We start from the raw sequence: 1,998 nt of genomic DNA, 5'->3' as shown, positions 1-1,998 counted from the left end.
TCCTTCTCGCCGCGCTTCAACAGCTCGCTGATCATTGCGATCAGCGGCGACGCCACGACCGGCGTCCTGGCGCTCTTCTTCAGGAAACGCGCCCGCAGCAGGTTTTCGCCGCTGAGGATGTGGATCAGCTCGGGGTGCTTGCCGAAATGGTCGTAGGTGAAGTCGAAGAGCTGCAGCATGCCCTCGACAGGGCCGACATGCTCGACATCGAGCTTCAGCTCCTCGGCGCGCAGTTCGCCGAGCACGTGCTCGAGCACGGCGACGTAGAGCCGGTCCTTGCCGCCGAAATAATGGTAGATCATGCGCGGATTGGCGCGCGATTTCCGGCAGATGGTGAGCACGCGGGCGCCGCTATAACCCTTCTCGGAGAACTCGGCGATAGCGGTGCGCAGGATGCGCTCGCGGGTGCCTTCGGGAGTGTTGGGAGTCTTCTTCAGCATCAGGCGTCCGGGGCTGGCTCAAGATCGCAACCTATTCTCGAATCGTTTTTCACCACAAGCATTGCTCGCCTCGCCGTGGCAGGTTTGCTGCTGATTGGTTGAGCAGGCCGGGGGAACAGAGCCTCGCCGGACCTCCGCGTGATTGAGGTCACATTCGATCCGGCTGCCCCCGGAAACGTCCCCACGTCAACCGTCGCAAAGCTGTCGCGTCATGGCCCGCCCGCGAACAACAAATCGGCCATATACCCACCTAGCAAAATTCCTCGACGACGATTGCGTGCAAACGGGGAGCCGGGTTTCATCCAGTGCCAAGGCCGAGTGAGTCTCAGTTCTATCGTGGCGGCCCGCCGGATCGGACAGCGTCCCAGAGTTCAATGCCCGTCTATGTCGGCGCAGCCATGATCGCGATTGCGATCCTGCTCTCAACGCTGATCACGGGCGTCACCAACCGCTATGTCGGCGTCGAAGGCCCGAACGACGACAACATGTGGCTGGTCGATCGATTGACCGGCAGCGTGTACCGCTGCCAGGCGGCCGAGCGCGGCAAGGCGTCCTGCGAGGGCGAGATTGCGACCGGCAGCGTCAGCGATCGGTCCAGGGCGCCCAAGACGGCGCGCTGAGGCCAGGCCCCGATCAAATTGCCTTCGCACCGCAGCAAAGAAAATATCTTCTCCGCGAAACATTCCGGGCAGAGACTGCGTAATTGCGAATGCCGGCATGACGCCGGTTTCGTTTTACGGAGGAGACGTTTCCGATGAAGATTTTGCTGACCGCCGCAGCCTTTGTCGCCCTCACCTGGTCGCCTGCATCCGCCGGGATGATGGCGTGCACCAAGGACAACATGATGAAGTCGGCCGCCATGATGGGCGGCACGGCCGACACGCCCGCCAAGATGGCCATGAACAAGGAAATGGCCATGGCCAACACGGACATGAGCAAGGGCAACATGCGCGGCGCCTGCGGCCATTACATGAAGGCGCAGAAGGCCATGTCGATGAAGTGATCGGCGACGAAGCAATCGCCGCGCGCGATTGCGGCCGCGCTGTCAGCAGTTGGCAGCGCGGCTTTTTCTTTTGATCTCTTCACGCGCGAATCCCGCTACATTGCCTCCCGCAATGTCCCGCGCGCCAAAACCCCTCCCGCTCACCAACACGCAAGGCCGCCAGATCTGGCTGCGCGCACAGCGGCTCGACACGCGCGAGCCGTTTGGCGCAGGTCCGCAGGCGGTCGCCGATGCGGTGGCCCATCTCGGCTATGTGCAGATCGACACCATCAACGTGATCGAGCGCTGCCATCACCACATCCTGTACAGCCGCATCCCCGCCTATCGCCGCGCTGATTTGCAAGCGGCCCAGAGCGCCGAGAAAAGCGTGTTCGAATACTGGACCCATGCGCTGTCCTACGTGCCGTCGGCGGATTTTCGCTTCTTCCTGCCGGCGATGCGCGAGCACCAGCGCGAGCGTCACAATCATCGCTGGTACAAGACCGTGACGCCGGCCGCCTATCGCAAGGTGATGCGGCTGTTGCGGCAGGGGCCCTTCACCATCCGCGACATCGA

At 62.6% G+C, this 1,998-nt stretch carries 4 protein-coding genes; 3 read left to right on the top strand and 1 reads right to left on the bottom strand.

The features are described 5' to 3' along the window. A partial coding sequence (locus C2U70_RS32645; protein ID WP_140982897.1) for a TetR/AcrR family transcriptional regulator occupies positions 1-440 on the bottom strand: 440 nt, incomplete at its 3' end. A gap of 374 nt (positions 441-814) precedes the next feature. On the opposite strand from C2U70_RS32645, the gene C2U70_RS32640 reads away from it, so the two are divergent. The 3 genes from C2U70_RS32640 to C2U70_RS32630 form a co-directional block, all read left to right on the top strand. Beyond that, the gene (locus C2U70_RS32640) at positions 815-1,060 is read left to right on the top strand and encodes a hypothetical protein (protein ID WP_140982893.1); all 246 of its coding nucleotides are present in this window, start codon (positions 815-817) and stop codon (positions 1,058-1,060) included. A 134-nt stretch (positions 1,061-1,194) separates the two neighbouring features. After that, positions 1,195-1,443, top strand: a complete 249-nt coding sequence (locus C2U70_RS32635) for a hypothetical protein (protein ID WP_140982891.1) — start codon at positions 1,195-1,197, stop codon at positions 1,441-1,443. A gap of 112 nt (positions 1,444-1,555) precedes the next feature. After that, on the top strand, positions 1,556-1,998 hold a 443-nt coding region (locus C2U70_RS32630; RefSeq protein ID WP_186294604.1), incomplete at its 3' end, for a DNA glycosylase AlkZ-like family protein.

The organism is Bradyrhizobium guangdongense, assembly GCF_006483445.1.
GTDB lineage: Bacteria > Pseudomonadota > Alphaproteobacteria > Rhizobiales > Xanthobacteraceae > Bradyrhizobium > Bradyrhizobium guangdongense_A.
The sequence above is the reverse complement of the archived record's forward strand: the minus strand, read 5'-3'. Positions and strand labels throughout refer to the sequence as shown.